Raw genomic sequence first — 22,686 nt, 5'->3', positions numbered from 1 at the left:
GCTTGTGCGACGAGAATTGTTGGAAATGTCTGGACAGAGCGCTTGGCGCCGCTGTGGCTCGGTCATGGTTTTGTTGATGACCGCATCCAAAGGATGTACCCAGCATGGATTCAAGCTGGTGTCATAGCCAGCCGGCCCGGCGAAAGCGGTAGTAGACATAACTGCACACGCAGACAATCAGCAGCAATGCAACAGGGTAGCCATACTGCCACTTCAGCTCTGGCATATGCTCGAAATTCATTCCCCAGATGCCCACAAAGGCGGTGCAGATCGCAAAGATGCTTGCCCAGGCTGCCAGTCGCTTGGTGACTTCGCTTTCATCGATTGTGACCAGCGCGAGGTTGACCTGCATCGCAGTCGCTATGGTGTCGCGCATTCCCTCGATGAGGCCGTTGATGCGGACCAGGTGGTCAGCTACATCGCGGAAGTAGTCCTGCGATCCCGCGCAGACCTGAGGTACACGTCCGCCGTGGAGCTTGCTCACGGCCTCCAGCAATGGAGCAACCGCGTGCTTGAGGATCATGACACGTTGCTTCAGCCCATACAGCTGCTTGATGCTCTCGCGTGCAGCTCGCTGCGTGAAAATCTGTAGCTCGACTGCTTCCAGCTCGGCTTCCAGGGCTTCAATGATGGGGAAGTAGCGGTCAACCACCGCGTCCATCAGTGCATACAAGACGAAGCCTGAGCCGTGCTTAAGTAGCTCGGGCTCTTTCTCGCAGCGATCCCGCACTCCCAGAAAACCTTGTTTGCTGCGATTTCGGACCGACAGAACGTAGTTGGAGCCGATGAACACATCCACCTCACCCAGGTTGAAATGGCCGGGTTGAGCGGGATCAGGCTCCAGAAGATGCATGACTGTGAAGAGGGACTGGCCGTATTCCTCGATCTTGGGCCTTTGGTGTCCGTGGCTGGCATCCTCCACGGCGAGTTCGTGCAGGTTGAACTCTTCACGCATTTCGTCCAGCTCAGCCGACGTCGCATCGGACAAGGCGACCCAGACAAAGCAGTCAGGTCTTGCGATGTACTCGCTGATATCGGCGACAGCAATATCTGCCAGCTTGGATCCCTTTTCGTAGGCCACGCAATTGATCAGCATCGAGATCCTCTTTCCACAATCGAAAGGCTCAATGGTGCCATGCCTCTATCACGGCAGAGGGTAACAATGGACAGACACTGCCTGGGCTTGGGAGAGATGGACAAGTGTTGTTCAACGTCCTTTCTTCCACTGGTGCGGTTGTGGCAGCAAAACTGGCTGCTTGCCGGGAGCGGGATCGAACCGCCAGAGCCAGGTGAACTGACGCCTAGAGTAGGCGTCCTGCAGGCCACTGGCGACTGTGGATTCGGCTGGGCAGCAACGGCTTGAAGGACTGCTGTTGGAGTAAAGGACGAAATGGGGTTCTCGGCCAGGAGCAGTCGCTGACAACCTGCCGACAGGTGACGGTATTAGGCTGGTTGTCGACATCCCGTTGTATTGGACCGATGGCCGCTGCCATCTTTACCAGTCATTGGGCTTTCCCTTCGACCGCCAGCGGCTGTCGTCAGTTGACCTGCATCTGGGCCTTGCGTGCCACCTCGCCCAGTCGTTTGTATTCGGACTGTGTCAGCGCTTCAAAGCCCTGGGCCGCAGACCCCTTGGGGGTGAATCCGGCCTGCACCAGCTTGTCCTTGACGGCGGGATCGCTCAGGGCCTGGTTGATGGCGGTATTGAGTTTGGCTGTGATGGCTTGATCGAGCTTGGCTGGGCCATATACGCCGAACCATGGATCGACTGCGTAGCCTTTGAGACCGCTCTCCGCGATTGTCGGCACATTGGGTAACGATGGGCTGCGCTCGCTGCCTGCCACGGCCAGTGCCTTGAGCTTGCCTGCCTGAATGTGTGGCAGGGAAGCGGGCAGGTTATCAAACATGGCGGGTAGGTGGCCGCCGAGCATGTCGGTAATACCCGGTACGCTACCTTTATAGGGCACATGGACGGTATCCAGGCCAGTCATTTGCGCAAACATCACGCCAGCCAGGTGCATGCTGGTTCCGGCGCCGGCAGTACCGTACTGAAAGCCTGGGTTCGCTTTGATGTAGGCGATGAATTCCTGCACATTGTTTGCCGGGAAGCTCTTGCCCACCTCCAGCACGATGGTGGAGTAGCCCAGCATGGAAACCGCCGTGAAGTCCTTGCGGGGATCAAACGCCATCGATTTGTAGATGTGCGGGTTGAGCGCATTGGTGGAGATGGCTCCGAAACCGATCGTGTAGCCGTCAGGCTTGGACTTTGCCACCACATCCATGCCGATATTGCCTCCGGCGCCGGGCTTGTTCTCGATCACCACAGCTTGGCCCAGCGTACGTGCCATGTGCTCGCCCACGACTCGTGCCACGAGATCGGTTGTTCCTCCAGCCAGATACGGAACGACAAAAGTAATGGGCTTTTGCGGGAAAGCTGCTTCCGCGTGAGCGGTTGCCATGGTGGTGAGCGCACTTGCGGCGGCAATTGACGCGAGTATCTGTCGACGGTTCACGGGGTCTCCTTGGTAGTTCTATTGGGCAGCATTTGAAGTCGATATCCGGAATCTGCTTGAAGCAAGGCCTTGGAGGCCGTTGTCGCCCGAAGCAGGGTGACAAGCAGTGTATTTGTTCAAAGCAGTCCGTGGGAGCTCAATCTGGCAAGTGCTGACCAAGGACTGGGCTCAGGTGCGGATACACCCCCGTGCAGCACTGCCTTCGACTGCATGTTCCCGCTGACCTGATTATTTGTGCCGGCTATGACTGACCTGTCCGGTGATAGCGAGCAGCTGCGTTCGGCTAGGAGCTTTAGCCGGCGTCCGGCAGCTCCAGCAACACGCCGCTACCGTCGCCAATGGCCACCACATCGCAGTTGTGGCCGGGACCGCCGCGATCCACAACGAGAAAACGTGCGGGGGCCTGTAGGGCAATCAGGGAGTGATGCCAAACACCGCGGTGGTAGTTCACCCCCTGGCGGCCATTAGTCACGAAGGCCTGCAGATCGCAGGGTTGCACGCTTTCGCCCGCAGCCGCGACAACGACGACGAAAGGGGTCTCCTGCAATGGCACGAAGGCCTGGCTGCCCAGCGGGTGGCGCTCCATTTCCTCCAGCCGCAGCGGCAACTCGTAAGGCAGGGCGTGGAACAGATTGATCAGCGCGTGGCCTTCTGCGCCACCGGCATCCACCTGCGCCAGCGCGTGGTAGCGCTCGGTCATGCCGTGGTTGATCTGCAAGGGGGCATGCCCCGCGCTTTCGATCACGTCACCAAAGCGGGCAAAGGCTTCGGCAGTCAGGGGCTGAATGCTAAGGCGGTGGAGGACAGGGGCGCCGCAGGAGGCGGGCGTGGTTGCCAGGACAGTGGTCATAAAAGATTGTTGCTTGATTTGGTCTAACTGGTAATACCAGTATGTTTTGCCTTGGCGACTTTGTCAAATTGCAAATTTAAAGAGTGGCTAGGGTAATTGCGAGTGCGCAATGTTTTGATCTTGATTATGGTTGCGATCGTTAATTCATACCGGTAATACCAGTTACGAAAACCACCGCCAACAAGGATCCAAGATGTCATCCCTTTCCTCCACCCCTGACGCTGCCGCACCGGCAGCCACGCTTGCCGGCGAAACCGCCGCCGAGGCTGCGGTCTACCGCAAGGTCGCCTGGCGTCTGCTTCCCTTCATCATGGCCTGCTATGTGGCGGCCTACCTGGACCGGGTCAACGTGGGCTTTGCCAAGCTGCACATGCTGGCGGATCTGCAGTTCAGCGAGGCCATGTACGGCCTCGGTGCGGGGCTGTTTTTCATCGGCTACTTCTTCTTCGAAGTGCCGAGCAACATGCTCATGCACCGCATAGGTGCCAAGGCTACGATTGCCCGCATCATGATCATGTGGAGCCTGATCTCGGCAGCCATGATGTTCGTGACCACGCCCACGCAGTTCTATGTGCTGCGCTTCCTGCTGGGCGCGGCCGAGGCGGGCTTCTACCCCGGCATGATCCTGTACATGACCTACTGGTTCCCGTCGTACCGGCGTGCGCGCATGGTGGCGCTGTTCATGTGCGCGATCCCGGTCTCGGGCATTCTGGGCGGGCCGCTGTCGGGCGGCATCATGGACCTGATGCAGGGCGTGGCCGGCCTGCGTGGCTGGCAGTGGCTGTTCCTGATCGAGGCCATACCCTCCCTGCTGCTGGGCATTGCCGTGCTCTGGTATCTGGACAACAACATCCGCAGCGCGCGCTGGCTCAGCGAATCGGAAAAGACGCTGCTCGAGCGCAACATCGCCCGCGAGAACGCCAGCAAGGCAGACAGCCACATGACGCTGCGCGCGCTGTTCGCCGATCCGCGCATCATCAAGATGGCCATGATCTGCTTTTGTACGGTGATGGGTCAGTACGGCCTGACCTTCTGGCTGCCCTCACTGATCCGCCAGTCTGGCGTGGAAGGCGCCTTCCAGATCGGTCTGCTGACGGCCGTACCGTTCTCGGTGGCCGTGGTGTCCATGAACCTGGTCAGCCGCAGCTCGGACCGCATGCGCGAGCGCCGCTGGCACCTGATCGTGCCGTTCTGCGTAGGGGCCGCGGGGCTGATGCTGTCGGCCGTCTTCAGCGGCAACGTCTATCTGTCACTGGCCGCCCTGGCGCTGGCTGCAGGCGGCAGCCTCGCAACCTCGCCGCTGTTCTGGAGCCTGCCCACGGCCATTCTGTCCAGCGCAGGGGCAGCGGCAGGCATTGCGCTGATCAACTCCTTCGCCAATCTGGCTGGCTTCATCAGCCCTTACATGATCGGCCTGATCAAGGATGCGACCCAGAGCACCAATGCCGCCATGTTCGTGCTGGCCGGCGTGCTGCTGTTCGGTGCCTTTCTGACCTATACCGTGCCGGCCAAGCTGGTCAACAAGTAACCTCGCATCGCGGCAGTCACCGTCCGGAAGCACTGCCGCAGTGCGGTCTGGAACAATGTCAGGGGCAGTGTTCGAAGCGGGATGTGCTGCGCAGTCGTTAAGATGGCGCGCATCCCCCTTTTTGCGATGAACGATCTCCCCCGAATGGAACCCTCTGTCTCCCCCAATGTCGCCGTTGCCAGCCAGGCCGCCCGTTTGATCCGGGACTGGATCGAAGCCGGCACCTATCCGGTGGGCTCACTGCTGCCCTCGCAGCGCGATCTGTCGGAACAACTGGGCATCAGCCGGACGTCATTGCGCGAGGCCTTGTCAACGCTACAGGGGCTGGGGCTGGTCGTGGCGCGGCCCGGCAAGGGCATGTATGTAACCGAGGCGTCCGAGGCGCCAGCCAGCGAGGCCTGGCGCTTTGCCGATTCGCATGCGCTCACCGATGTCTATCAGCTACGCTACGCGCTGGAAGGCTTTGCGGCGCGCCTTGCGGCCCTGGTGGTACAGCCCGAGGACCTGACGCTGCTGCGGGCCAACCTGCAGGGCATGCAGCAATGCATAGAGGCCTCGGACTTCCTGCAAGCCAGTCGTCTGGATTTCGATTTCCACATGCTGATCGCCACCATCTCGGGCAATCACGCGATTGCCGACGTGCTGCGCGGCAGCGGCGAAGTCATGCAGGAGAGCCAGCGCCTGCCGTTCTACAAGCGCGGCGCGCGCCATGCCACCTGCGAGGAGCATGCGGCCATCATCGACGGCCTTGCACAGGGCCGGCCGGAGCTGGCGCAGCAGGCCATGTCAGCGCACATCGTGCAGGCTGCCCAGCGTGCTGGCGTGCACTTTCCAACCGGCTAGGAGCTGTTCTCCCGATTCAAAGGACGGCTTTTTACGCAAAATAAGGCGCTCATCGTTTGTGCTGAGGCGTGAGCACATTACCAGTGCGAGACGGCTATAGCGACGGGTTGGGCCTCAGGCTTGGTAGAGTCCCCAGCAGCCCGACCTCCCCAGCACGCCGCTAGATTGGCACTATCTCCCATGAATGCAGTTGAGCACTTCCCGACAGGGCAGACGCTAGAACCACCAGCGATGAAAACTGACTCGCATACCTATGAGCCCCGCAAAGGGCACGGACTGCCGCATGATCCCTTCAACGCCATCGTCGGCCCGCGGCCGATCGGATGGATTTCGAGCAGGAGCGCGAGCGGACAGGTCAATCTGGCACCCTACAGCTTCTTTAACGCCTTCAACTACGTCCCTCCCATCATCGGCTTCTCCAGCATCGGCTGGAAAGACACGGTGCGCAACATCCAGGAGACTGGCGAGTTCGCGTGGAATCTGGCCACGCGTGAGCTAGCCGATGCCATGAACCAGACCTGTGCCGCCGTCCCTGCGGAGGTGGATGAGTTCGAGCTGGCAGGGCTAGAAGCCGTGGATTCGGAGTTGATACGGGTGCCCAGAGTCGCACAGAGCCCGGTGACCTTCGAATGCCGATTGACCGACATCCACCAGTTGCGTACCGCCAGCCATGAGTCGATTCCGTCTTGGCTCGTGCTTGGAGAGGTGGTAAAGGTCTACATCGATCATCGGCTGCTCAAGGACGGTGTGTTCGACACGGCCAATGCCGGGGTGATTCTCCGCGCGGGAGGCCCAGCAGACTATTTCTCGATTGGCGATGAGCAGAAGTTCCGCATGTATCGTCCCTAGTAGCAGATGGCATGAGCCTACCCTCGCAAGCTCAGATTGAGCCCAATATCGGTTGCCTGGGTGTCTGCAATGTGGCCGACACCGTGAGTTCAGGTCTTCGCTACGACAGGCAACAACCGCTGCACATCAGACATTGCCGTGGAAGCTCGAACGAGAGCAACGGGTCGACACAAGCCTGTCAGGGCAAGCAGAAGCCGTCCTTCGTTTGGGTAAGCGGCGAATCACGCAAACGCATGACCGGTCCTGAGGGCGAAGCGGCCCTTCGAGGCAGACGACGTTCAACGGCTTGTGTTGGTGATTGCTGTCATTCAGGCGCAGGGCCGTGGATGGCTCAGATCAGCGTGAAGCAGTCAACTGAGGGAGTGCCTTCAAGAACAGCTTCTGGCCGGGAATGCAAGTTCGCGCCACATTGCAGGCTTTGACGGCGGCAGGTCTCCGTCTGCTCAGAGATCTCGCGTGCATCGTCGACCTTGATGTCCAGGTACCTCGGTGTCGACTCCGGCTTGGAGTGGCCGGGCAGCAGCTGCACAGCGCGCACCGGCTATTGCGCAGCGTCACGCAACTCCCTGAGCCAGGCCTTGCTCAGCAAGGTCTTTACCTCCTCATCCGTGGTCTGAGCGAAATCGCGGTACCACTGGCCCACGGAAAAGAAGGGCGCTGGAGTGAGCAGACAGATCAGTTGATCGACCAGAGGGCGCAGCATCGCCAGCGTCTCCACAGGTGCGACCGGTACGGCGACTGCGATGTGTGCTGGCGATTGCAAGCGTACCGCAGCAATTGCCGCACGCATGGTGGCACCGGTCGCCAGTCCGTCATCGACCAGTATCACCCGTTGCCCAGTCACGGCTGGCGCGGGGCGTTTGCCCCGATAGGCCAGGTCACGGCGCTGCAGCTCTATAACCTCCTCTTGCACGGCCGCTTCGATGGCCGCAGGGGGGATGTGCAGGCCACGGATGAGATCATCGTTCAACACCCGCACGCCGCCGCTGGCAATGGCGCCCATCGCCATCTCCTTATAACCGGGTGTGCCTAGTTTGCGTACCAGCATCAAATCCAGCCGCAGGGCCAGTGCGCTGGCAACTTCATAGGCGACTGGCACGCCGCCCCGTGGCAAGGCCAGCACGAGTACATCGGCTTGCTCACGCCACGCCGTCAATGCCGCGGCCAGGGCCTGGCCCGCCACCGCCCGGTCACGAAACGAAGCATCCGATTTCATGTCTTCGGCTCCTCAGCACCCACAGCCTTACTATGCGCCTGATTTGTGCGCCTCAGGCAATCCCCGCCTATGACCAGCTTCATCGAGCCGCGACTGCAGAGCCGAGGTACCAGGCTTTAGCTGCGCAGTCTGCACCCCCAAGCCTTGTTGGAAGTGCTTGGATGGAGTGACCGGTGTTTCAATTGGACACGGCTGCCCAGGGTGTACCCAAATGCCAAGCTTTTGAGAATATTCCTAGGAATCGCCATCTGAACCACAAATACCATGCTCAGAAAGATATTTGTGGAATCTCAATGGCAAATCAACGATTTCGAAAATGCAAATTGATGCCAGTCATTTTGCGATTCATGTGGGCTTCTTTTCTTGTGGCCGCGCCAATGGCGGCAAAGGCTCAAGACGCCTGCGTTATCAAGCTGGGCGGTGGCCGAGTGGTGCCGACGGTTGACTGGTGGCTGGAACCGTGGGAGACAGGGTCTTTTGATCCCTCGGTTCCACCGGGAACAGTTATTTATTCAAAGCACGTCGAAGCCTTTGGCATCGGCGGTTTCGTCCAGTGCAACAGGACAATCGGTAAAACGCTCTACACCGTGGCGACCAGTAGTGAGTCGGACGGGTATTCCACCTTCAAGACCTCTATCGCCGGCGTGGGGATCAGAATCAGGGGAGGCATCAAGTCCGGGAGTTGGTGGCCTCAATCGCGATATGACGACCGTACTAACTATTTTCTCGCCGAAGCCGAAGACTTTGTCGTGGAGTTGGTGAAGACTGGGCCCATCACGACAGGGGGATATATTAGAGGACTGATCGGTGAGTCCAGATATGTCGACCTGCAACATACTTTTAGAAGAATATCGGTATTAGGAGGCGGCATCGTAGTTGAGCCTAGAGTGCCGACATGCAAGCTCAATACCCCACTGGTTCCGGTATCTCTTGATAGCATCAGTGTCTCCGACCTGATGGATAACGGAAAAGGGCCGTGGAAGGATTTCAGCCTGAGCCTTGCATGCGCTGGGGGCGATATCGGGGCAAGTACAAGAATGTTCGTTGTATTTTCGGATTCACAGAATCCGGATAATCGATCGACTACTCTGTCCCTTTCCAAGAATTCGGTGGCCAAGAACGTAGGTATCGAGATTCAACGAGAAAATGACCAGCTCGTGAGTTTCGGGCCCGAGTCGGGGGAGGCCAATCAATGGGTGGTTGGCGAATTTGGTAATGAGCCGGTGAATATCAAACTGAAGGCCCGTTATACCTCGACGTCGCTGGAGCCGACTCCCGGCAGCGCGAATGCAGATGCTACCTTTGTCATGAGCTACAAATAAGAAGATAGAGATCGGGAAAGTGCCCGCCTTCCGTGATGGAGGCGGGCACTTTTTTGTATCTGCAATGCAGTGCCTTGAATCGCTGTAGCTGCTGTGCCCGGTGCGAGCTGCAAGCATGTTCCGAGGAATTCGAGGGCTGTCGGACCAGGATTTGACAGATTACGCGCTGGCTAGCGATGCTCTTGTCCTGATCTTCAAGGCCCTGGGTATTGAAAATCGCTGGAGCGCTAACCAGGGCATGAACCAGAGCGAGCTTGCAGGCTCTGGAAAGCTGCGCAGCCACTTGAAAGGCGATTGGATATTCGCGAGGCCTCGCTTGAAGCTGGTTGCTGTTGCGATCCTCTGCGCATGCGCGTTAGCAGAGGTGGTTTGGAGCGCTCTTAGGCCGCTCTTGGGTCGCTCTTGGGTCGCTCTCAAATCGCGAGGCTGTATGAGCGTCTCAGCGCGGTTGGTTCACTCCATTCCGTTTGCCGGCATAAAGGGCTTGCTGGCGAAGATGGCGTTCTGGCTGTCGCCAAGCATGTGGAGGGACTATCGCTCTATGTGGACCTGGCGGGGGAGCTCAAAAAAGGGCGGGAACCGCTTCCCGCCCTTTGGGCTTATGAGGCGTCTTTTATGAGGCGCCAGGCCTTGGAGCCCCGGCTTGGGGCGACCGTACATCGCTTGCTGCAATGGAGCCGGGGTCTTTGCGCGCGGGGGAGGGTGGAATGGGGGTCGAGCAGGTAAGTGCGTGGCGCTGGTAGTTCTCGCCTTCGACCTTCGGCGGCAGCGTATAGGCAACACGGCATGTGGCTTTATCCCAGCGTACGTCCAGTTCGCCGTGTTCGCGGTCTGCAGGCAGCAAGGTCAGGGCACGGCCGCGCGGGTCGGTAATCCCCAGCCTTGTGCCGTCCAGCTCGTCGAGCGTTGCACCAAAGGGCAGGGGCTGGCCGTCGGCCCCGCGCAACTCGAACTGCACGCGGCGTCCGGTCACTGCCGTGAACCTGGCCAGCCCGGCTGCGCCCCTTGTAGGCACCACCATCTGCGTGCCGTTGGTGATATCGACGTCTTTGGACAGTCCCTGTGTCCTGAGCGTCACCCAGTTGCCGCGGAAAGGGGTGGCGCTGGGGATGACTGCATAGCCATTGCGTCCTGTCTCGACGCCGGAGAAGCTCGAGATTGCCACGCCCGGCACCGGCGGCTCGATCTTGGCGAGCATGAAGGTTTCGCCCAATCCCTGCCCCAGGTTGACGCCGCCCGCGTGGGCCACGACGGACCCCGATGCCGAGAAATTGCTCGCACGGTATCGGTCGCCATGGGTGTAGCTGGCATTGAGGCGGCCAAATGAGGTCGCGGTGCCCACGCCGATAGAGGCTTCGCGCTGGCCGTCCGCATCCCTGTTGCCGGCCACGGTGTAGCTGACATTGCGTTCGAAGGGCAGCGTGCCGGAGACGCCGGCCTGCGCACTCGTACCGGCACGTTGTCGACTCAGCGTGGAAAATGCGTGCGTGGAGTTGCCTGGGCCGCCCAAGGGCATGCTGAGCGTGAGCATCAAGGTGTTGTCATGACGGGGCAGGGGCCCGCTTGCCCATGACGAGTTCAGGTTTCGTGATTGCGTGAACGAGATGTTGTAGTTCAGCTTGCCGATCGAGTTGCTGTACGCCAGCGACAGGCTGCGGGAGGCGGTTCCATCCCAGTTCTTGCCATAGGACCCGTTCAGGTAGACATAGCCACGGCCGACAGGTTGAGAGAGGTAGCCGTCCAGACGCTGCCGGCTGCCTTGTCCCAGGCGCCAGTGCGGGTTGGGCCGCGAGCCGGCCAGCGCGCCGTTTCGCTCGACGTGATCAGAGAGTGTGCGGAACCCTTCACGTAAGCCATGCTGCACATTGAAAGAGACATGGGATCCGGTCGTCTCGACGAATCTTGCATAGCGAAGGTTGAGACGGTCCCCGCTTGCGGACGAGCCGCCGGCGTTGCTGCGCGAGTGGATGGCATCCAGGGAGAGCGCGCCAAGCGGCGTGTTCAGGCCCGCACCCAGCGAATACGACCAATAGCCGGGCGAGGCCTGCAGACCGGCAGCCAGGCTGGTGTTGGCCGTCAGGCCGTAGATCATCGATCCGCTGACAAAACCAGGCCGCTCCTGCTGGCGACGATCCAGGCGCACCTGGCCGGCAGCAATGTCGTACTTGATCCGGCCTTCGCGGACCATCAGCGGAGGGCTGGCGAATGCCTGCCGAAATATGCGCCGGACTCCGCTGGCCTCGATGACGGCGATCTCCAGGTCGCCGTTCGTGCCGGAGGGCTGCAAGTCAGTGATTGCAAACGGGCCGGGGGCAACGGTCGTCGTGTAGATCAGATAGCCTTTCTGGCGGACTTCCACGGTCGCGTTGCTTTCCGCCGTCCCTCGGATCACCGGTGCATAGCCTCGCTCCTCGTCAGGTCGCATGGCCTCATCGGAGGCCAGTTGCATGCCGAGAAAGCGCACGCTCTCGAATAACGGCGAATAGGTGTATGTCTCTCCCACGACCATCTGGCTTTTGATGGCGTTGAAGCCGCGCTGCAGATAGGTGTTCTGGCTCCGAAATTCCGTCGCTCGGCGGCTTCCAGAAGTCAGGTATGAATCGTTGCGCAGGCGCCATTCACCCAGGTTGACACCTGAGCGGATGCTGGCGCTGAGATCGTTCCGGGAGCTGCCGTGCTGCAACTCGCTGCGGCGTGCGTTGAGGCTGTAGTTGAGAAAGGCGACGTCGGCGCCTGTCTCCCACAGGGAGGGGTCGATATAGCCACGACGCAGCGAGGTCATGTAGATCTGCGGCACGCTCACGTTCAGGCGCAGGCTTGCCATATCGTATGCAGCGCTTGCGTCCGGTATGACTTCTTGCAGGCGCAGACAGCTGGCGCCTGGCTCCAGCGGGCTGGGGAGCTTGCCCAGATCAACACCGCCTTGTTCCAGCATGGCCACGGTAATGCACGGTTCGATTTCGTCGCTTTTGGGATTGTGCGAGAACTCGACATCCATGCGGCCGGCAAGCATCTGGTTGATGTAGAAGTCGACGCGTTGAAAGCCCGGTGGAATGCCAGAGCCGGCCAGCAGTGTCCTGATGTCGGTGGTGGACGTCATTCCGTAGAGGAAGGCCGTGTTGTAGCCGACGACGACCGGGGCGTCCAGCGCAGCAACCTGCATCGCTTGCGGCTTCTTGAGGGGCGCCGCAGCCCCGCCTGGTGCCTGGTGCACGGCTTCCTGTTCTGTCCACGCTGCTGCGCCAACGGCCTGAGAGGCGCACAGCACGCCAGCCAGCCAGCGGCGAAGAACAGGATGAGGACAGAGGTCGTCGCGACGGTGTTCGTGATTGTTCGGCATAGGTGGGCGAGCAAATTGGCGGGTGGCCTCAAAAACAGGGCGCAAGAGAGCCCCATCCGCTGATGCATAGCGGAATGCTTGTCCGAACCCAGGGATGTGGAAGACAGGACGCAGACGAGGGTGCGCGCCCCGCCGCTACTGGTCTGCCTTGACTGCTGAAGAAGGCTTTGCGGACTCCTCAGACGGTTGAACGTCAAAGGCGTCAATACCGCCGAAGTCATTGATGATCTTGACGGTGATTCTGGCGTTGGGCATAACGCCGTCGACGCTATGCAAGCTCGTTTCGCCCGGAGCGATCATGGCGGGCGAAGGCAGTTCCTTGCCGCCAGCAATGCCCAGGTAGGCGAACGACACGTGGTACATGCTGGGGTTGGTGATCTTGAGCGCCTGCTTTCCTCCTGCATCCTTGACAAGGGCCCAGCGCAAGGAGCCTGGTGCATCGGCGACGGCGCCCACGATTCCGGTCGGGCGGAAAAATACCTTGATCCGCTGCCGAAGCGCGATCTGAAGCTGGTTCTTTCCTGCCGTTGACTGCGGGATTTCCTGCACGTTCAACCACATGACCGATTCGCGGTCGCCGGGAAGGCCGGTGTTGCCTCCGGCATAGAGTACGCGCATGAGCTGTTGACCGGGCGCAGCAACCTTGGCAAGTGGCGGTGTGACGGCAAAAGGAAGGTTGTCGGCAGCGTCGGGCGTATTCGAATCCAGCCATGCCTGGACAAGAACCGGGGTGCCGCTATTGCGTACCGTGATGGAGGCCTCTTGCTTGCCCTCTTGCACAATGACCCGGGTGGCACTCAGTGATATTGATGCTTGTGCGCAAGTTCCGTAAAGCATGCTCACTGCCGCAAAGCCGCCGACGAAGACGCGTTGGAATTGGGCGAAAGATGTCATTGCAATCTCTTTTTTGAGCCGCGGCGCGGCCGGCTCACCGGCTTGCCGCGGCATTTCGATATTTACTCGTACTTCAGGACGTAGTTGACCGTTGCGTTGGCGGCACCCACCTTGACGTCGGCCACTTCCTTGCCGTCAACACGGGTGTAGTAGGCCTTCAGGGGGATGCGGAACTTGCCGTCGACCGCAGGGCTGGCAGCCACATCAGCGGAGCCGGCCGTGAAGTCCAGCGCATTGCCGTCGCGCGTCAGCATGATCTGGACGTTCTCGGCACCGCCTTCCACGGCGATACCCTTGCCGGAGACGGCAGACGGAGTGATCGTCATCGACACCTTGGTGCCGGTGGCGCACTGCACATCCAGATCCAGTTCCTTCGCCTCAGCGGTCAGGGCGGTGCCGGACGTAGTAGGCGAGGCTTCGGTACCCAGCGAGGAGGCGGAGACCTCGTCCATGTTCACGGTCAGGGTCTTGCCGGCAACCGTACCGCTGGGGCTGGTCAGCTGGCACGCATCTGCATTGATCACGCCGGTGAACTTGATAAGGCCTTTGGCGCCGATGGTCGGGGCGGCTTGAGCAATGCTCGCAGCACCGAGTGCAGACAGGACGGCCAGACTCATAACGAGTTTTTTCATAATTGACTCTTTGTGATTGAAGATTGAGAAAGTGTTTCCTGTTTGTTTCCGGGCGTTGGAGTACGGGTGCGGAAACTCCCTCAAATCGAATGCAAATGCATTGCGACTTGCTTGCGCACCTTTTGTTGAGGTGCCTGGAAAGGATATGAAATCGGGGGGCTCGAAACTCTCAGAAAATTCTTAAAGTTGCCTTGCGCAAGCCTGGAATTCTGAGTTTGAGGAGGATGCCGGGCGCAATATTTGTCAAAAGTTTGCTTGCTGCAGCCAATAGTCCGGCAGTTGTAGATTTTTAACTATTGTGTTTCTGGATTATCTTTTCTAATCGGTCTTGATTGGCTTCAAGAAGCCGCGCAGTGCACTCCTGAAAGTTAATGTCGTCTTGAGACACATCTTGATAGGCAGGGGTTTGTGCCGTCAGAATTGGGGTCGAATTGAGAAAAGCATGACGAAACTACGAATAGTCCTGGCAGATGATCACCCACTAGTGCTGATGGGGCTTGGCGACCTGCTCAAGCAAAACCTCCATCTCACGCTGACCGCCACTGCCAGTTCCTCGACGGAACTTGTGGCGGCGCTGACGAAGTCTCTTCCCGACATCGTCATCGTCGACTATCACATGCCTGATTCGCAGTACGGTGACGGCATCAAGTTCATCGGCTATCTGCTGCGCCAGTTCGAGGGCCTGAAGGTCATCGTGCTGACGATGCTGTCGAACCCGATGATCGTGAAGGAGCTCTACAAGGCCGGCGTCAAGGGCGTGGTCTTCAAGCAGGACGACCCCTTCGAGGTTTTCAAGGCCATACGCCTGGTGTCGCTAGGAAACATCTACACCCCGCCATCCTTTCTGGAGACGAATGTTTCGCTTCAGCATCAGATGCTGCAGGAGCGCTTCAAGTCATTGACTCCGCGCGAGTTCGAGGTCCTGCGCTACTACGTGCGGGGAGGCAGCCTTGCCGAGATTGCCGAGCGTCTTAACCGCAGCATCAAGACAGTCAGTTCGCAGAAGATGACCGCGATGCGCAAGCTTGAGGCGAAGTCCAATCAGGAGCTGATGGCGTTCTGTCTGAATAGCGGCGTGTTCCATCAATGAGATGAGATCGCCTGCCCGGGGGGCCCCAACCGGGCATGAGATCGACATGACGCGCGGTGTCCACAATAAGAACGCCGTGAGTTCAGGCTTCTCTAGCAAAGGCTGGGCGGTTCAGACCGCCATCGCATCAATACCTGCGTGCCTCCGCCATGGCGGGGGTGGATGTGAAGGTCGCCGCCGATGCTTCGCATGCGATGAAACATGTTGATGACGCCGTGCCCGGACTTGCTGGGGTTGTCGAGCACGGCTTGAAGATCGAAGCCCTTGCCGTTGTCTTCAATGCTCAGATACCAGTCCCAGCCGAAGCTTTGCAGATCGCCCTGTTGATAGGGCTCCAGTGTCAGCCACATCTCGGTCGCATCGGCGTGCTCGATGGCGTTGCTGATACCGGCCTGAACGATGGCCAGGATTTCATGCGCAACGCGGTCTCTGGGAAGCGGCAGCGTTGTCTGCTGGCCGACCCCGAGCTCAGGGTCGGTCAACTGCCAGTGCAGTACAAGGCCTTTGCGTTCAAGCGCGGGCTCCAGTCGATAGCGCAATCGCGCCAGACGCATGGCCAGGTTGTCGGATTGGGCATCCATGGAGTCGACGATCAGGCGCAGGTCCAGCAGCGATTGCTCCAGTACCTTTCTGGCAGGGCCGTCTTCAACCGAGGACTGTGAGTTCATCAGGCTCAAGGCCTCTACCAACTGGCTGCCCAGGGTGTCATGCAGGTCTGAGGCGATGCGCTTGCGCTCTTCCTGGACTTCTTTTGAGGGTTGGGCACGGACGCGCAGCCTGGTCTTGATGAGACGATAGATTCCAGGAATGTAGCGAAGCGAGATAAGCAATCCGCTTAAAGCCACCAAAATACTGAAGACAACAAACCAATTCTGATCTCGCAGCGGCGTGAGAAAGCACCAGCTGAGTATGGTAATGGCCTGAAGGAAAATGGTTGTTGCCTTCCAACCGATATTTCTCAGCGATTCCATACGCTTGCCATCTTGGGCTATAAATAAAGAAAATGCTTCCAAATCTATATCAACCCACGCAAGGAGGCAGCTTTCACAGCATGAGCTCTTGTCTTGGCCTGCAGCTTTCGGTACATGTTCTTGACGTGCGTGGATACTGTCAATGTGCTTATTTTGAGCTGCGTGGATATTTCAGGAGAGCTGTAACCGCAGGCAATGAGCTTCAGTATTTCTATTTCTCGCTCAGAAAGTTTCTCTTCTTTGGTGAGGTTTGATGCTGGAACGACATAAGTTTGTGATCTGCTAACCAGCGACAGAATTTTCTTGGCAAGAGACGGAGTAATGGATGCACCACCATTGGCAACTTGCAATACTGCTTGTGCGTAGTCGCCAAACCAGGAGTTTTTCAGCAAATAGCCTACAGCACCTTTCTCAAAAGCCTGAAAGACCTTTTCATCTCTTTCAGTTACTGAAACGATAATGCTTTGCACATGCGGGTGTGTGCCTTGGACGAGTTCAAGCAGATCCAGACCTTCGCCGTCGCCCAGGTTGAGATCTATCATCAGAACGTCGAAGTCGTGCTGTTGAATGCTCTTGCGTGCCTCACGCAAGCTGCAGGCATGACCAACCAGCAGGGTTCTTGAGTCACCCATCAGATCCTGGGCAATCACTCTGCGGATATGGCTGTCGTCGTCTACCAGGAAGACGCGAACGGGCTGCTCTCGCTGGCCCACCATGTGCCCAGGCCACATCGAGTGGCTAAGCGATGGAGGAGGGTCATTGTGATTGCTAAACAAGGGCGGGCAAGACGAAGTCTGGACGGCTGGCATAGATGGCTCCCGATGAAAAAACAGGGGGCTTGAATACTTTAAGAAACTAATTAGTGCTCATTGGGAAATCCATAGAAAATGTCAAATAATGTCAAATTTTACTGAACTTACAAAATGAATCCTTAGAAGTGGGTAGATGCTTGCATTGTGTTTAATGAGTTAATCTATAGATTTAATTAATTAAACTAACTATGTTTATTTAATTTTTCAATATATATAAAATGAAATAATTCGTCGTTGATTTTGTGCTATCTCAGTTCTGTTTTTGGTTATTGATAGCGTATTTGAATGAGCCATTTTCTATTTTTGGTATATGTTCTTTAGAAATTCAGTTGATTATTTTTTTTGGGCTATTGAAATCATTCAAATGATTTTCTATACACCTCATTTATTATTGCGCGATTGAAATTAAAGATTGAAGGTCATTTTTTGATATTTCATTTCTGAAAAATCTTTTTTGAACGAGATGGAGGATACTCAAGGCTTGAAGGTGGCTGTTTCGGGTCATTGCCGTCGCATGCCGTGGCATGCCGGGACTATTGATGAAATACCTTCAGTAGCTTGGAAACTGCGATTCAGAAATGGCATGAATAATCGCTGATTGCCCTGGCGGTTATTGCGTCGTCCCGTATTGCCTTTGATGCGCTGAGACACTGCGGCATGGCTGTCACAAGCACGATGTCGAGTGCAGCATCTGCCTACGCTTGAGAGTAGAAGGCTTGGGCAAGGCGAGTGCGCTGAGCAGGGACCAGAGGCTTCGCCCTAGCCGGGAATGCCGGTTGACTCGTTTCGAGCAGCCCGCAGGGCAGCAGGGCATCTGCTTGCGGCCTTACTGGGCCGCTTCTGCGCGAATCCAGTCCAGGAAGGCGTGCACTTCGGGGCGGTCAGCTGCTCCAGGCCGGGTCACGGCGTAGCAGGCGAATCTTGCAGGCCAGGGCTTGTCCCCGGAGGGGCGTTCAGGCCGCACATGACGAACGAGTGGACCGATCTGGTGGATGATTCCGGCTATCCTCGGACCCACCTTGCACGGTGGCTATGTTCTGCGCACCGGGCGAAGAGGGCTGATGGCCTTGCTTGAAGAGTGGCAGGCGGCAGGGGTGAACCATGCCGCGCTTGGCATTCAGTTTTCACAGCGCCCGCCAACCGAGGTGCTGGAGGAGCTGGCCAGGGAGGTGCTGCCGCACTTTCCCTCGCACGAAGGACCGTCGGCGGCGCCCGCCTTCTGGTGAGAAACACAGAACCGGCTTGGGAATGACCAAGCCGGAGCAACCATGGACAAGAGAACCCCAATGCTGAGTGCAGTGACAATTCGCCCCCTGGAAATGAGTGATCGAACGCCATGGTGCGATCTCTACCGCCAGTACGCCCATTTCTACCAGTCGCCCATGACCGATGCGATCCTGGATCGAAGCTGGTCATGGCTGATGGACCCGCGCCATCCGATGGAAGGGCTGGTCGCAGAGTCGGAGGACCGCCAGTTGCTGGGACTGGCGCATTTTCGTGCATGTCCTGACCCGCTGATCGCGCAGGACGTCGGCTTTCTCGACGACCTTTTTGTGGCTCAAGACCAGCGAGGCTCAGGCATAGGCCGCAGCTTGATCATGGGCGTGGCTGCCAAAGCCCAGGAACGCGGCTGGCCCGTGGTGCGGTGGATTACCGCTGGCAGCAATGCCCGGGCGCGCCAGCTCTACGACAAGCTTGCGTCGGCGACCGACTGGGTCACTTACGACCTCGATGTGCAGCGATAGCGGGCATATTCGGCGGCCCGAACCTGCATCCGAGTGACTGCAAGGTAGTCATTGAAATGCCGGGCTGTAGCAGGGCTGTGGAGATGAACCCGTGTCAGTGCTCTTGTGAGGCAGCGATCGCCTTGAGGAACGTCGAGGCCTCTGAAGGCTCGGAAAATTCAAGCCATTGCAGATGCGCGAACTCGCCATGCTCGCGCAGAGCGGCGAACTTCGACTGGTTTTTTGCATAGGTGGATAGCGACCAGAGCAGGACTGAGTCTTTGGAGAAAAACGCCATCCGCAGTGACTCCCGGTTTCCGTGCGACAGACGCTTGCGGGTGATGCCATCGCCAAGAGTGCGCCGGAGCAGGCGAGAAAATACGGTGAAGCGACCGTAGTTGAGCCAAACGACGTGCGTAGCTCGTGACCAAAGCTCGTCTCGAACAGCACTGTAGTTCCCATCGGCTACCCAGCATGTTCCTTGAGTAGCTTCAACAACTGAATGCTTGAACTGCTCGGGCGGTACTGCTTGCCAGTCTTGCCCCCAGTAGTGCGAATCCAGTTCGATATATGAGGCTCGGATCTTGCGCGCCAGCTTTTTTGCAAAGGTGGATTTGCCTGCGCCACTGGTGCCGATCACTAAATAACGCATCCGAGTCCTGTGTTGCTGATAGCGGCTGGCACGACCCGGCAAACCGAAGGTTTGCGCTTGAGACGAGGCGCGAAGCCGCGGGTAGTGCGGACGTGCGACAAGGCGATGCAACGACGTATCAAGGCTTGGTAACGGCTCTCAATGACTGTCGGTCATGCTGACCATAGGTGAGGGAAACGACGAATTTCAATGTACGCGAATCACGCAGCAAATCACGCAGTACAGCCGCTGCTGGCCAGGCTGTGACCGTTGCAAATCGCTCACTGTTTCCGGCTGGATTCTAGTCCAGCGACTGCGTCTGGCTGGTAGGCGAGAGCCTCGGAACGACCCAGAGGGTACAGTGCATAACCCACCTAAAATTGATCAAAGGTACACGATAAGGCATATCGGTAGGAGCCATACATGCCCAATGAAAGAATTGGTTTCTTCGGGAGACTTCACCGTATGAAGGCTGTGCAACTCATTGTTGTAGTGCTTGTCGTTGGTGCGCTTTTTCTTGTGGTGAACGGATTATTTTCGGCGTGGGCTTTGCTTGAGCTGGCCTGGTCGACGGTTCTCAGCTTTGTAAATCTCTTTTGATGCTGGCCTGCAATAATGCGTTTCGCGCCATATGCCTGTCACATCCTTGGATCCTCCGACCCAATTTTTCATTCCATCGGATGCATAACGGCACCGTTATCCCCGGCCTGGTGGCCTGACGCTTTCGCCCGTTTAGCTGGGACGTTGAGGGTCTGCTTTCATCTGCCGGGAGCGACTGTTATTGGCCGCTAGGCAAGCGTCTCAGAACGACCCAAAGCAGAAATTCATTCAAGTCTGAGCCGAAGGCCGTTCACTGATCCGTACAGTGCCGAACATGGCTCGATAGTCCCTGGGGGACAAGCCTAGTTTGGTGCGAAAGTGATGCCTCAGGACCTGGACACTGCCGAATCCAACCCGTGCAGCAATGTCCTCGACCGGCATTGCACTGCCCTCGAGAAGGCGTTGGGCCTCTGTCACCCGCTCAGCGATCAGCCATTGCCCTGGGGGTACACCTGTCGCCCTGATGAAATGGCGCAGGAAAGACCTGGAACTCATCAGCACGCTCTGCGCCATCCGATCAACTGTCCAGTCGCCTTGAAGATCCGCACGCATCTGTTCCAGCACGTCAGAGAGCCGATTGAGCCGGTCCGGCTGCACCGGGCGTTCGATGAACTGAGCTTGCCCACCGCTGCGATGGGGAGGCATCACCAAGCGCCGGGCGACGCTGTTGGCGGCTTCCACGCCGAAGTCTCCTCGCACGATATGCAGCATCAAATCTATGCCCGCGGCGCTTCCCGCCGAAGTCAGAATACGGTCTTCTTCGACATAGAGCACGCTGGCATCGACTTCGATTGCGGGGTGCAGTTGGCTCAGCGTCTCGGCATAGCGCCAGTGTGTTGCAGCCCTTCGCCCGTCCAACAGGCCCGTTGCGGCCAGCACGAAGGCCCCAGAGCATATTGATGCCAACCGGGCGCCGCGCTCCCAGGCCAAGCGCAAGCGTCGCGCAAACTCCTGTGGTACTGGTACATGTGGGCCTTTCCATCCGGGCATCACGATCAGATCTGCACGCTCTAGCAAATCGGCTTGACCATCAGCCATGACGTGCAGGCCGCCATGAGCCCGCAGTAAGCCAGGCTCAACTGCTGCACTGGCAAAGCGGTACCAGCCCGGGCCCATCTCCGGACGCGCCAGACCGAAAACCTCTGCCACGATGGAGAACTCGAAGGTGCATAGGCCATCGTAGACCGGTGCCACAACCAGCGGGCCGCTGGTGGCCTCGGCGATTGGCGTAATCTTTTCGATAGATGTCATATACGCCAATTGTGACTCGACTGGACTCTCGGCACGATAAGCATCACTGCCACAAACACAGTCTTCTTTGTTATGACCTTCTCCAGCACCCATGTAACCGCAATTCCCGCTGCGAAGCCGTCCATTGCCATAGCTCATTTCGCTGCTGAATTCAGTTTCGAGACCGATTGTTGGGATGTGCATGACGGGCTTCTAAAGGGCCCCGATTTCGTGCTCCTCGACGTACGCTCGCCGGCACTGTTCGCCCTGGGCCATGTGCCAGGGGCAATCAATTTGCCTCATGGGAAGATCGTCGAAAGCAAGTTGGCGGCCTGGGCAGAAGAGACCCTATTCGTCATCTACTGCGCAGGGCCTCATTGCAACGGCGCGGCACGTGGTGCCTTGCGTCTGGCGAGACTGGGGCGGCCCGTGAAAATAATGGCTGGCGGTATCACGGGCTGGCTCGATGAAGGGTTTGAACTGAATGGGACAATGCTCGAGGACCACTCCGCCTGAAGCTTTGGCTTCCTGCTTCAGAAGACAGCCCTGAAGAAATAGGGACCGTCAGCTATTGGCCGGTTGCGGCTGTCGCTGTTCGGCCCAAAGTAGGTATTCAAGTTGACTTGGCTTTACTGGCTGCAACTTTAAGTGGCTGAATTTTCCCTGCCAAGGCCGCATGCATTAGCCGTTGAAACGTTGGGCAATCGAGATGATTTTTCTCGGGGCAGTTGGCCGCATGCCGTAAGCCGTCACGCACTGCCTTTAATTGCTTGATGGATCTCTCTACTAGATCGGCCTTGGCGAGCAACATTTCTCTGTGCACCTGAATTTCTCCATCAGGAGGCAACATTGCTCTAATTTCGTCGAGTGAGAACCCGGCTGCCCGTCCGAGAGCGATGACCGATAAGTGCTCTAGGACTTGAGCATCAAACAGTCGCCGCTGCCCATGTCTTCCGATAGAGCGGATCAACCCCTTCTCTTCATAGAAGCGAAGTGTTGGTGCAGATAGTCCTGTTCGCTTTGCTACTTCTGTGATGTCCATATTCAGGCCTTGCGCTCAAGTGCACTTGAGCTTTTAAAGTGGTTCACATCACTGTAAATCACCAGAAGCAATACGAAAAAATGACTAAGCTTACAAACGGTTGGACGCTGGTTTTTGGTCTCGGCGTTGGCGCAACATTACTGATGGACTTGTGGTCTGCCGTGCTCCGCCGCATGGGAATAGCCACCTTGAACTACGCAATGCTCGGGCGCTGGTGCCTTCACTGGCGCAACGGTATCTGGTTTCACAAGTCAATCAAAGAGGCTCAGCCAATGGGCGGCGAAAATGTCGTTGGCTGGACGCTGCACTATCTGACAGGAATTGCTTTCGCGCAGGTGTTTGTGCTCGTTATAGGGCGCCAGTGGATAGAAGTGCCAGCTTTGGCCCCAGCGCTGATTTTTGGCGCGGCGACAGTGCTTTTCCCGTGGACCGTCTTGCAACCAGCGCTAGGGGCTGGATTCGCAAGTGCGAAAACACCTCGTCCATGGCTCAGTCGCGTCGTGAGTCTGGCGATGCATCTGGTTTTTGGAGGCAGCCTATACCTTTGTGCCAGAGCCTTCACGGCACTTTAACGACTGCTGTTGGCCGGAAGGCGACCG

21 protein-coding genes and 3 pseudogenes are annotated in these 22,686 nt (G+C 58.0%); 10 read left to right on the top strand and 14 right to left on the bottom strand.

Translation table 11 applies throughout. The features are described from left to right. Positions 1 to 121: 121 nt before the first annotated feature. The 3 genes from corA to AAIL67_RS08330 form a co-directional block, all read right to left on the bottom strand. Complete coding sequence (gene corA / locus AAIL67_RS08340) at positions 122 to 1,096, bottom strand: magnesium/cobalt transporter CorA (RefSeq protein ID WP_034381008.1); 975 nt, start codon at positions 1,094 to 1,096, stop codon at positions 122 to 124. Positions 1,097 to 1,538: 442 nt separating this feature from the next. Next, positions 1,539 to 2,513 (bottom strand): tripartite tricarboxylate transporter substrate binding protein, encoded by a 975-nt coding sequence (locus AAIL67_RS08335; protein WP_343483766.1) that lies wholly within the window; start codon positions 2,511 to 2,513, stop codon positions 1,539 to 1,541. A 292-nt stretch (positions 2,514 to 2,805) separates the two neighbouring features. Next, positions 2,806 to 3,363: an ureidoglycolate lyase gene (locus tag AAIL67_RS08330; RefSeq protein ID WP_003062254.1), complete on the bottom strand. Its 558-nt coding sequence runs from the start codon at positions 3,361 to 3,363 to the stop codon at positions 2,806 to 2,808. Positions 3,364 to 3,556: 193 nt separating this feature from the next. On the opposite strand from AAIL67_RS08330, the gene AAIL67_RS08325 reads away from it, so the two are divergent. The 3 genes from AAIL67_RS08325 (at position 3,557) to AAIL67_RS08315 (ending at position 6,583) form a co-directional block, all read left to right on the top strand. Further along, the gene (locus AAIL67_RS08325) at positions 3,557 to 4,891 is read left to right on the top strand and encodes an MFS transporter (RefSeq protein ID WP_003062252.1); all 1,335 of its coding nucleotides are present in this window, start codon (positions 3,557 to 3,559) and stop codon (positions 4,889 to 4,891) included. Positions 4,892 to 5,035: 144 nt separating this feature from the next. After that, positions 5,036 to 5,734 carry a FadR/GntR family transcriptional regulator gene (locus AAIL67_RS08320; RefSeq protein ID WP_063662873.1) on the top strand — a complete coding sequence of 233 codons (699 nt, stop codon included), beginning with the start codon at positions 5,036 to 5,038 and terminating at the stop codon, positions 5,732 to 5,734. Positions 5,735 to 5,965: 231 nt separating this feature from the next. Beyond that, entirely contained in the window at positions 5,966 to 6,583 is a 618-nt protein-coding gene (locus tag AAIL67_RS08315) for a flavin reductase family protein (RefSeq protein ID WP_034380996.1), read from the top strand. Positions 6,584 to 7,016: 433 nt separating this feature from the next. Here AAIL67_RS08315 and AAIL67_RS08310 read toward each other — a convergent pair. Then, positions 7,017 to 7,121 (bottom strand): annotated as a pseudogene (locus tag AAIL67_RS08310) (integrase); the annotation flags it as partial. Positions 7,122 to 7,124: 3 nt separating this feature from the next. Further along, a complete protein-coding gene (locus AAIL67_RS08305) occupies positions 7,125 to 7,799 on the bottom strand; it encodes a phosphoribosyltransferase (protein ID WP_253232649.1) in 675 nt (224 codons plus the stop codon). 173 nt (positions 7,800 to 7,972) lie between these two features. Here AAIL67_RS08305 and AAIL67_RS08300 point away from each other — a divergent pair, with 173 nt between their 5' ends. Then, entirely contained in the window at positions 7,973 to 9,121 is a 1,149-nt protein-coding gene (locus tag AAIL67_RS08300) for a fimbrial protein (RefSeq protein WP_253232648.1), read from the top strand. A gap of 613 nt (positions 9,122 to 9,734) precedes the next feature. On the opposite strand, the gene AAIL67_RS08295 is transcribed toward AAIL67_RS08300, so the two are convergent. From AAIL67_RS08295 to AAIL67_RS08285, 3 genes are all read right to left on the bottom strand, one after another. Next, positions 9,735 to 12,461, bottom strand: a complete 2,727-nt coding sequence (locus AAIL67_RS08295; protein WP_343483765.1) for a fimbria/pilus outer membrane usher protein — start codon at positions 12,459 to 12,461, stop codon at positions 9,735 to 9,737. A gap of 135 nt (positions 12,462 to 12,596) precedes the next feature. After that, positions 12,597 to 13,355, bottom strand: a complete 759-nt coding sequence (locus AAIL67_RS08290) for a molecular chaperone (RefSeq protein ID WP_082877326.1) — start codon at positions 13,353 to 13,355, stop codon at positions 12,597 to 12,599. Between the two features lie 62 nt (positions 13,356 to 13,417). Beyond that, on the bottom strand, positions 13,418 to 13,987 hold the full coding sequence (locus AAIL67_RS08285) for a fimbrial protein (protein WP_343483764.1): 570 nt from the start codon (positions 13,985 to 13,987) through the stop codon (positions 13,418 to 13,420). 442 nt (positions 13,988 to 14,429) lie between these two features. Here AAIL67_RS08285 and AAIL67_RS08280 point away from each other — a divergent pair, with 442 nt between their 5' ends. Further along, positions 14,430 to 15,077, top strand: a complete 648-nt coding sequence (locus AAIL67_RS08280; protein ID WP_063662866.1) for a response regulator transcription factor — start codon at positions 14,430 to 14,432, stop codon at positions 15,075 to 15,077. A gap of 92 nt (positions 15,078 to 15,169) precedes the next feature. Here the strand turns inward: AAIL67_RS08280 and AAIL67_RS08275 are convergent, their stop codons facing one another. The 3 genes and pseudogenes from AAIL67_RS08275 to AAIL67_RS08265 all read right to left on the bottom strand — a co-directional run. After that, complete coding sequence (locus AAIL67_RS08275; RefSeq protein WP_343483763.1) at positions 15,170 to 16,048, bottom strand: ATP-binding protein; 879 nt, start codon at positions 16,046 to 16,048, stop codon at positions 15,170 to 15,172. Between the two features lie 44 nt (positions 16,049 to 16,092). Next, on the bottom strand, positions 16,093 to 16,764 hold the full coding sequence (locus AAIL67_RS08270; protein WP_034359278.1) for a response regulator transcription factor: 672 nt from the start codon (positions 16,762 to 16,764) through the stop codon (positions 16,093 to 16,095). Between the two features lie 922 nt (positions 16,765 to 17,686). Then, positions 17,687 to 17,800 (bottom strand): annotated as a pseudogene (locus tag AAIL67_RS08265) (transcriptional regulator); the annotation flags it as partial. Between AAIL67_RS08265 and AAIL67_RS08260 the strand changes: the two are divergent. Further along, positions 17,795 to 18,086 (top strand): annotated as a pseudogene (locus AAIL67_RS08260) (LLM class flavin-dependent oxidoreductase); the annotation flags it as partial. The pseudogenes AAIL67_RS08265 and AAIL67_RS08260 overlap by 6 nt on opposite strands. Before the next feature lie 42 nt (positions 18,087 to 18,128). Further along, on the top strand, positions 18,129 to 18,605 hold the full coding sequence (locus tag AAIL67_RS08255) for a GNAT family N-acetyltransferase (RefSeq protein WP_237734985.1): 477 nt from the start codon (positions 18,129 to 18,131) through the stop codon (positions 18,603 to 18,605). 94 nt (positions 18,606 to 18,699) lie between these two features. Here AAIL67_RS08255 and AAIL67_RS08250 read toward each other — a convergent pair whose 3' ends face one another. Next, positions 18,700 to 19,236: a toxin gene (locus AAIL67_RS08250; protein ID WP_343483762.1), complete on the bottom strand. Its 537-nt coding sequence runs from the start codon at positions 19,234 to 19,236 to the stop codon at positions 18,700 to 18,702. 402 nt (positions 19,237 to 19,638) lie between these two features. On the opposite strand from AAIL67_RS08250, the gene AAIL67_RS08245 reads away from it, so the two are divergent. Further along, positions 19,639 to 19,815 carry a hypothetical protein gene (locus tag AAIL67_RS08245; RefSeq protein WP_156507063.1) on the top strand — a complete coding sequence of 59 codons (177 nt, stop codon included), beginning with the start codon at positions 19,639 to 19,641 and terminating at the stop codon, positions 19,813 to 19,815. A 228-nt stretch (positions 19,816 to 20,043) separates the two neighbouring features. Here the strand turns inward: AAIL67_RS08245 and ftrA are convergent, their stop codons facing one another. Further along, positions 20,044 to 21,066: a transcriptional regulator FtrA gene (gene ftrA / locus AAIL67_RS08240; RefSeq protein WP_343483761.1), complete on the bottom strand. Its 1,023-nt coding sequence runs from the start codon at positions 21,064 to 21,066 to the stop codon at positions 20,044 to 20,046. Positions 21,067 to 21,138: 72 nt separating this feature from the next. Here ftrA and AAIL67_RS08235 point away from each other — a divergent pair, with 72 nt between their 5' ends. Continuing rightward, entirely contained in the window at positions 21,139 to 21,561 is a 423-nt protein-coding gene (locus AAIL67_RS08235; protein WP_063662855.1) for a rhodanese-like domain-containing protein, read from the top strand. A 97-nt stretch (positions 21,562 to 21,658) separates the two neighbouring features. On the opposite strand, the gene AAIL67_RS08230 is transcribed toward AAIL67_RS08235, so the two are convergent. Beyond that, entirely contained in the window at positions 21,659 to 22,087 is a 429-nt protein-coding gene (locus AAIL67_RS08230) for a helix-turn-helix domain-containing protein (protein ID WP_053281734.1), read from the bottom strand. A 38-nt stretch (positions 22,088 to 22,125) separates the two neighbouring features. On the opposite strand from AAIL67_RS08230, the gene AAIL67_RS08225 reads away from it, so the two are divergent. After that, positions 22,126 to 22,659: a DUF2938 family protein gene (locus AAIL67_RS08225; RefSeq protein ID WP_231905843.1), complete on the top strand. Its 534-nt coding sequence runs from the start codon at positions 22,126 to 22,128 to the stop codon at positions 22,657 to 22,659. Positions 22,660 to 22,686: the final 27 nt, after the last annotated feature.

Origin of the sequence: Comamonas sp. A7-5, assembly GCF_039581385.1 — a bacterium.
Taxonomy (GTDB): Bacteria; Pseudomonadota; Gammaproteobacteria; order Burkholderiales; family Burkholderiaceae_C; genus Comamonas; species Comamonas thiooxydans.
The sequence above is the reverse complement of the archived record's forward strand: the minus strand, read 5'-3'. Positions and strand labels throughout refer to the sequence as shown.

Excerpts from the sequence above, each read along its gene's own strand:
- corA (WP_034381008.1), bottom strand. The coding sequence starts at position 1,096 with ATGCTGATCAATTGCGTGGCCTACGAAAAGGGATCCAAGCTGGCAGAT.
- AAIL67_RS08330 (WP_003062254.1), bottom strand. The coding sequence starts at position 3,363 with ATGACCACTGTCCTGGCAACCACGCCCGCCTCCTGCGGCGCCCCTGTC.
- AAIL67_RS08325 (WP_003062252.1), top strand. The coding sequence starts at position 3,557 with ATGTCATCCCTTTCCTCCACCCCTGACGCTGCCGCACCGGCAGCCACG.
- AAIL67_RS08320 (WP_063662873.1), top strand. The coding sequence starts at position 5,036 with ATGGAACCCTCTGTCTCCCCCAATGTCGCCGTTGCCAGCCAGGCCGCC.
- AAIL67_RS08315 (WP_034380996.1), top strand. The coding sequence starts at position 5,966 with ATGAAAACTGACTCGCATACCTATGAGCCCCGCAAAGGGCACGGACTG.
- AAIL67_RS08305 (WP_253232649.1), bottom strand. The coding sequence starts at position 7,799 with ATGAAATCGGATGCTTCGTTTCGTGACCGGGCGGTGGCGGGCCAGGCC.
- AAIL67_RS08295 (WP_343483765.1), bottom strand. The coding sequence starts at position 12,461 with ATGCCGAACAATCACGAACACCGTCGCGACGACCTCTGTCCTCATCCT.
- AAIL67_RS08290 (WP_082877326.1), bottom strand. The coding sequence starts at position 13,355 with ATGACATCTTTCGCCCAATTCCAACGCGTCTTCGTCGGCGGCTTTGCG.
- AAIL67_RS08285 (WP_343483764.1), bottom strand. The coding sequence starts at position 13,987 with ATGAAAAAACTCGTTATGAGTCTGGCCGTCCTGTCTGCACTCGGTGCT.
- AAIL67_RS08280 (WP_063662866.1), top strand. The coding sequence starts at position 14,430 with ATGACGAAACTACGAATAGTCCTGGCAGATGATCACCCACTAGTGCTG.
- AAIL67_RS08275 (WP_343483763.1), bottom strand. The coding sequence starts at position 16,048 with ATGGAATCGCTGAGAAATATCGGTTGGAAGGCAACAACCATTTTCCTT.
- AAIL67_RS08270 (WP_034359278.1), bottom strand. The coding sequence starts at position 16,764 with ATGGTGGGCCAGCGAGAGCAGCCCGTTCGCGTCTTCCTGGTAGACGAC.
- AAIL67_RS08255 (WP_237734985.1), top strand. The coding sequence starts at position 18,129 with ATGGACAAGAGAACCCCAATGCTGAGTGCAGTGACAATTCGCCCCCTG.
- AAIL67_RS08250 (WP_343483762.1), bottom strand. The coding sequence starts at position 19,236 with ATGCGTTATTTAGTGATCGGCACCAGTGGCGCAGGCAAATCCACCTTT.
- AAIL67_RS08245 (WP_156507063.1), top strand. The coding sequence starts at position 19,639 with ATGCCCAATGAAAGAATTGGTTTCTTCGGGAGACTTCACCGTATGAAG.
- ftrA (WP_343483761.1), bottom strand. The coding sequence starts at position 21,066 with ATGACATCTATCGAAAAGATTACGCCAATCGCCGAGGCCACCAGCGGC.
- AAIL67_RS08235 (WP_063662855.1), top strand. The coding sequence starts at position 21,139 with ATGACCTTCTCCAGCACCCATGTAACCGCAATTCCCGCTGCGAAGCCG.
- AAIL67_RS08230 (WP_053281734.1), bottom strand. The coding sequence starts at position 22,087 with ATGGACATCACAGAAGTAGCAAAGCGAACAGGACTATCTGCACCAACA.